Raw genomic sequence first — 5,673 nt, 5'->3', positions numbered from 1 at the left:
TTACCATCCTGGCCTCGAGGCGGGACAAGGCCTTGGGGCTGTCGCGGTGGATCTCTGGCGGCGTTGCTCGCGTCGGAGGGACCGATCTTACCCCATATGCCGAAGTGCTTGGCGAACTAGGAGTCACGGTAATCGACACGAGCGCCGTCATGTCCAAAGATCCGCTTGGCCATAACGCGTTTGCCGACAGTCCAGAGATTGTCCAGCTGCTAGGGCAGCGCCTGGCCGGGCAATCGATGGCCGGCGAGGAGACCGCGCTTACCGCTCGTGTTGGAAGGTCGGCAGGGTTTGCCCGGGTTGCGACGCGCGTAACCGTCGAGACGCGCGAGGAGCTGAAGCGTCAACTTACTCCCTCGACCACCGGAGAGATCGCCGATGGGCATGTCCCCTACTAAGCGGCCGGTCACCCACGTGAAAGGAGCCGGCGGCGTTGCCGACCATTCGTGAAAACTTCAACTCCTCCCAACTAGAAGGATCGGATATGACCATCTCAGGCACTGCAGTTCTTTGCCTCGAGCCGGATGGCTCCGGCGGGTTCCGCATCAAAGAATTTTCAAGACGAAAGCCGGCCCCGGATGAAATTGAGGTTGCCGTGGCCGCGGCCGCGGTTAACCCGATCGATGTGCGGCGCGCGCAAGGTTATGGCCGGAAACTGTTGTCTGCGATCGGGGCGGGAAAATTCCCCCTTGTTCTTGGAAATGACTTTGCTGGCCACGTTACTTCGGTGGGCTCCAAAGTGACAACCTTCAACATCGGCGACAGAGTTTACGGCGCAAAGCCGCCATCGGCGGAAGGAACCCACGCCAGCCACGTGCTGGTCAAGGCTATCCATGCCTTGCGCGCCCCGCCCGATCGAGACCTAGAATCGCTCGCTGCGCTGCCCTACAGCTTCGTAACAATGTGGCTTGCCGTGCGAGGAGCTGGGCTAACCAGAGAAAACGCAGCAGGGAAGAACGTGCTGATGCATGGCGCCGCCGGAGGGCTCGGCACGCTGGCGACCAGGATGTTGTCCGCATGGGGCGCGGGCGTTACGGCGATCGCGCGGCCATCAAGCTTCGACACGTGCCGACAAGCTGGTGCGACCGACCTGGTCGATTGCACGGCGACACCGGTCCGCTCCCTCAGCCGGTCTTTCGATGCGACCTTGAATTTTGCGACATGGGAGGACGATCTCGCGTTGATCGATTGCTTGCGCGACGGCGGGCTCGGTCACGCTACTACCGTACATCCGATGCTGAACAACATTGATCGACTGGGTTGGCTGCGCGGCGTGCTGAAATCGATCTCGGAGAAGAGGAGGCGCCAGCGGGCGTTGCCGAAGGGAGTGCGAAATTACGTCTGGACGATGTTTAAACCGGATACCGCCGCGCTTGTGAGTCTTGCCGAGTTTGTCAAACAGGGCAATGGAAGCCTGCGGATAGGACTCCGCAAGCCCCTTAAGGAAGCCGCGGAGGCCTTTGATCACACCAGGAAAGGAAAGCCGGGGCGGGCCGTCCTCCTGCCTTGATGCCATTACACTCGAGCGTTGACCTTGCGAGCCAGTAAGACAGCGCACCGTGAACGGTGGAAGCTCTCTCCTGCATACTAGCAACAAGTAATCGGAGCACCTGTAGATAGAGACCCCGAACTTCCGCGCCGTCCAGAACGTCCGCTTCTTGCATTCCGATACCCGGAAGCCGTCCGTCCGGAATCGGCCCCGATTCGGTCATTCGGGTGCCCATCTTCATCCTGTCGGGTGAATCTAGAAACGGCTGAAAACCGCGATTCCTGTGGAATGGCGCGCCCGGCATAGCGAAGATGGGCACTCAGACCATTGGCAAATTGCGGTGTCACTTAACTCGTTTGCATGCTGATCGGCGCAGCGCAGCAGACCCGCTAGGGTCAGGAGCCATTGATGTGAGGCGCGTGATCTGATTCAGGCTCCGCGACCCTAGACCCGCCTTTATCATGGTCCCCAACCAGACTTCCGATCAGGTTTCGGACCCAGCGGTGGCCCGCATGCCTATGACATCTTTCGTGCCAAATCAGACTGACATTGAATTGTTCACCTAGCCAGGGCAGGTCAACCATCATGAGCTTTTCTGATTGCCTAAGAAATAGGCGCCTTGGCACGAGTGCAACCAAATCACTATCTAAGACGATCCCCGGCAGGAACAAAAAGGAGGCCGCTGACACGACGACGTTGCGTCGGTAACCAAGTGTCGCCAAAGCACTGTCCACTGGCGTTTCGAAGTCGCCGCCCCGCGGTGACACCACGACGTGTTCCAATTCGACATATTCGTCTATTGTCATACCCGATTTGAGCCGAGGATGGCCGTGCCTTCCTATGAGGACATAACTTTCGTCGAATAAGTGACACGTCCGCAGGTGCGGGGCCGACCGCTCGGGAGTAGCGATAACAAGATCGACTTCTTTATTCCCCAATTGCTGCTCCACCAGCTCGGGCATCAGATGCCGTACGGCCACCCGTACTCCCGGCGCCGTCTGCCGGAGAGCCAAGACGAACGGCATCACCACTGCTGCCTGGATATAGTCAGAACAGCCGATCGATACGGTCAGTTCTGCCTTGCCGGGATCAAAGTCCTGATGAGAATGTAGCGCGTTACGCACGTGATCCAGCGCGTCTCTCAGTTGCGGTGCAAGTTCGATTGCCTTGGCGGTCGGGATCATGCCTCGACGAGTCGGGAGCAGAAGCGGGTCGTCAAACAAATCCCGAAGCCGTGCGAGTTGCGCGCTTACAGCCGGCTGACTGAGGTGCAGTTGATCTGCCGCTTTCGTTACGTTTTGTTCGGCAAGCAGCACTTCGAGCGTCACCAAGAGATTGAGGTCGATGCGACTGTCATTCACTCCGTCTATTCCTAGCCGCCGTTTAATCAATTATATATATGATGATCGCGGCGCTGCCCGTCAACGGCTTGGCCGGCTAAGGGGAAGCTGTCTGTGTTGGCGTCGGACCCCTGGCACGAAAGCGATCGCGGCTGGTCTCACGATTGGTAGATAGCCGCCAAGCTGAGCGTGCGGAGCTGTGCCGCGCCGACGAACCAATCGAACGCCCGCGTGCAAGTGCCGCCAACGTGGCGATTAGCGGTTAGGTATCCGCTATCTGGATATCACAGGTTAAGATAATCGATTTCATAAATCTTACTCAGATGCTCATGTTGAGGCTAGCCGGGCTTCCAATCCCGAGCCGGAGGCATCGAGTGATCTTCGTCAGCATCCCATACCCGACTAGCTTAGCGCGCTTTGGCGCGAACTGCTGCAACGAAACAAGCATTCTGCTGGTGATCGAGGAGCCTCGCCGCGCCATCAACAGCGTAAGTATCGAAATCGATGTCGGCATCATCGAGCCGAGCGCGCCCGCGCGGGCGCGCAAATTTTTCGAAAACGTCTGTGTCACCAACGCGCAAGCCCTGGCGCGCAATTGATACCGGTCGGGAACATTAATCAAGCGAACACAGCTCTCAACAACTAGGGAGACCATCTCGTGAAAAGAAATATTCTCATCGTTTACGCACACCCTGAGCCCACTTCGCTGACACGGCAGCTGGTCGACGTGACCGCTGAGATGTTGTCGGCGGCGGGGCACACCGTGGTCCATTCGGACCTCTACGGCATGAAGTGGAAGGCGGTGTACGACGCCGACGACTTTCCGATGCGCAACAACCCTGAGCGACTGTCGTTCATCATGGAATCGGGCCATGCTTACGCAAGCGGGCATCAGACGCCCGACGTGATCGCCGAGCAGCAGAAGCTGCTCGCGGCCGATGCTGTGGTCCTGCAATTCCCGCTGTGGTGGTTCGGCGTGCCCGCGATCTTGAAGGGCTGGATAGAGCGAGTCTATGCCTTCGGTTTTGCCTACGGCTATCAGAATGGCTCCAACGAGTTTCGCTTTGGCGACGGCATCCTCAAGGGCAAGCGAGCGCTGGTCAACGTGCAGGCAGGCGGCCCAGTGGCCGATTATGGCCCGCGGGGTATCAACGGGCCGATAGAGCAACTGTTGTTCCCGCTGGCTCATGGCGCGCTGTTCTACCCCGGCATGGACGTGCTCCCGACGCACGCGGTCTATGGCGCGGGTCACGTTTCCACGGCGGAGGAAGTGGACGCGATCAAGGCAGCATGGCGTGTACGTCTCGCCGGGCTATTCACCGACAAGCCGATTCCCTTCCGTTCGCAAAACGGCGGCGACTTCCCCGATCGCCACACCATGGCCGACCACGTTGCGCCGGGCCAAACCGGCCTCGCCGCGCACTTTGCCGATCTGATCGACGCATAAAGAGCAACACCGATGTCGCCTGCATTGTTCGCGCTTGCCGTGGCGGCCTTCGCCATCGGCACGACGGCGTTCGTCATGATCGGGCTTGTCCCGGATGTCGCGCGCGATCTTACGGTAACGATACCCCAAGCCGGTCTGCTTGTGACTGGCTATGCCCTGGCCGCGACCGTTGGGGCGCCGACGGTCACGGCCCTTACTGGAAGGCTTCCCCGCCGCGGGCTTGTGGTTGGACTGATGAGCCTGTTCACGCTCGGTAATCTGCTTGGCGGCGCTGCACCGACTTATGAAGTGCTGCTGGCCGGGCGGATCGTGACAGGAGTGGCGCACGGCGTGTTCTTCGCCGTCGGCGCGCCGATTGCGATGAGCCTGGCGGATCGTAAGCGCGGCGCGCGGGCGGTGGCGACGATGTTCGCAGGGCTCACCCTTGCAATGGTCATCGGTGTCCCGTTCGGCACAATCGTCGGACAGAGCCTTGGGTGGCGTGCACCGCTGCTGGCGGTGGCTGTGCTCGGCTGCCTCACGGCAGCGCTATTGCGACTTTTGTTGCCGCGGGAAATTCCCCACGCTCCGCCCGCCGGTTTAAGGTCGCAGTTCGCCGTATTGGCGAAGCCCCGCCTCCTGGCGCTCTATTTCATCGCCATGACCGGGTTCGGCGGATCATTCGTGGTTTTCACCTTTCTCGCACCGCTGCTGACAGAGGTAACCCACGTGTCTCCTGCCGCAGTCAGCTTGGCGTTCATGGCATTCGGCGCAGCTGCGGTGGTCGGGAATTTTGGTGGGGGCCGGCTTAGCGATGCACTCGGCACGCGGCGCAGCCTGATGGCAGCGCTGGTCGGTCTAGTCCTGGCCCTTGCGACGCTGCCCTTTTCGGCCCCGCACGTCCTGACAATGTTCGCCAACCTGCTCCTCTGGTCTGCCTGCTGCTTCTGTCTTGGCCCGATCGTTCAGTCTGGCGTGGTCGCGGCCGCGGAAGAGGTCGCGCCCGACGCGGTCGCGACTGCTTCGGGTGAAAGCGGACATTGCGCCTACGGCAACGCCGACCTGCATAGCAGACGTTTTGCCGTGGCGCCGTTCGCAAAAAGGATGGCGTTTCAGGAAACGTTGTGCGCAGCTTTCAGTTCAGTCGGTATTACCCTTCGGCGGTCAACGTCGTCAGCCGTTTAAGCGGAGAACATCATGATTTCACCCTACATAATAAACATTCCTGACGAACGGCTCGCCACGATCAGAGCCAAGGTCGAGGCTTATGACTGGAGCCAGCTGCCGGATGCGGGAGGCTGGTCGGCGGGGGTCGGGGTTGATGACCTCAAGCGACTCGCCGGTTATTGGCGGGACAGCTACGACTGGCGTGCGGTCGAACGGCGCCTCAACGCGCTGCCCAACTTCACGGCCGACGTGGA

Annotated in this window: 7 protein-coding genes; 6 read left to right on the top strand and 1 reads right to left on the bottom strand. The window is 60.2% G+C overall.

Features of this window, described 5'->3' with window-relative positions; translation table 11 throughout:
• Window positions 1-395 (top strand): alpha/beta hydrolase (locus EN749_RS29410; RefSeq protein WP_128364472.1); only part of this gene is annotated, 395 nt, incomplete at its 5' end.
• A gap of 35 nt (window positions 396-430) precedes the next feature.
• Complete coding sequence (locus EN749_RS29405) at window positions 431-1,507, top strand: alcohol dehydrogenase catalytic domain-containing protein (protein WP_128364471.1); 1,077 nt, start codon at window positions 431-433, stop codon at window positions 1,505-1,507.
• A gap of 374 nt (window positions 1,508-1,881) precedes the next feature.
• Here EN749_RS29405 and EN749_RS29400 read toward each other — a convergent pair whose 3' ends face one another.
• The gene (locus EN749_RS29400; protein ID WP_128364470.1) at window positions 1,882-2,847 is read right to left on the bottom strand and encodes a LysR family transcriptional regulator; all 966 of its coding nucleotides are present in this window, start codon (window positions 2,845-2,847) and stop codon (window positions 1,882-1,884) included.
• A 353-nt stretch (window positions 2,848-3,200) separates the two neighbouring features.
• On the opposite strand from EN749_RS29400, the gene EN749_RS29395 reads away from it, so the two are divergent.
• From EN749_RS29395 to EN749_RS29380, 4 genes are all read left to right on the top strand, one after another.
• Entirely contained in the window at window positions 3,201-3,425 is a 225-nt protein-coding gene (locus EN749_RS29395; protein WP_128364469.1) for a hypothetical protein, read from the top strand.
• A gap of 59 nt (window positions 3,426-3,484) precedes the next feature.
• Complete coding sequence (locus EN749_RS29390) at window positions 3,485-4,273, top strand: NAD(P)H-dependent oxidoreductase (RefSeq protein WP_128364468.1); 789 nt, start codon at window positions 3,485-3,487, stop codon at window positions 4,271-4,273.
• A gap of 12 nt (window positions 4,274-4,285) precedes the next feature.
• Complete coding sequence (locus EN749_RS29385) at window positions 4,286-5,437, top strand: MFS transporter (RefSeq protein ID WP_128364467.1); 1,152 nt, start codon at window positions 4,286-4,288, stop codon at window positions 5,435-5,437.
• 12 nt (window positions 5,438-5,449) lie between these two features.
• Window positions 5,450-5,673, top strand: a 224-nt coding sequence (locus EN749_RS29380) for an epoxide hydrolase N-terminal domain-containing protein (RefSeq protein ID WP_189367783.1), incomplete at its 3' end; no start/stop codon positions are given.

Source organism: Mesorhizobium sp. M7A.F.Ca.ET.027.02.1.1 (assembly GCF_004022985.1).
Lineage (GTDB): Bacteria > Pseudomonadota > Alphaproteobacteria > Rhizobiales > Rhizobiaceae > Mesorhizobium.
This window is presented reverse-complemented; position numbering and strand designations above follow the sequence as displayed.

Coding starts and splice junctions, on each gene's coding strand:
- EN749_RS29385 (WP_128364467.1), top strand. CDS start 4,286: ATGTCGCCTGCATTGTTCGCGCTTGCCGTGGCGGCCTTCGCCATCGGC.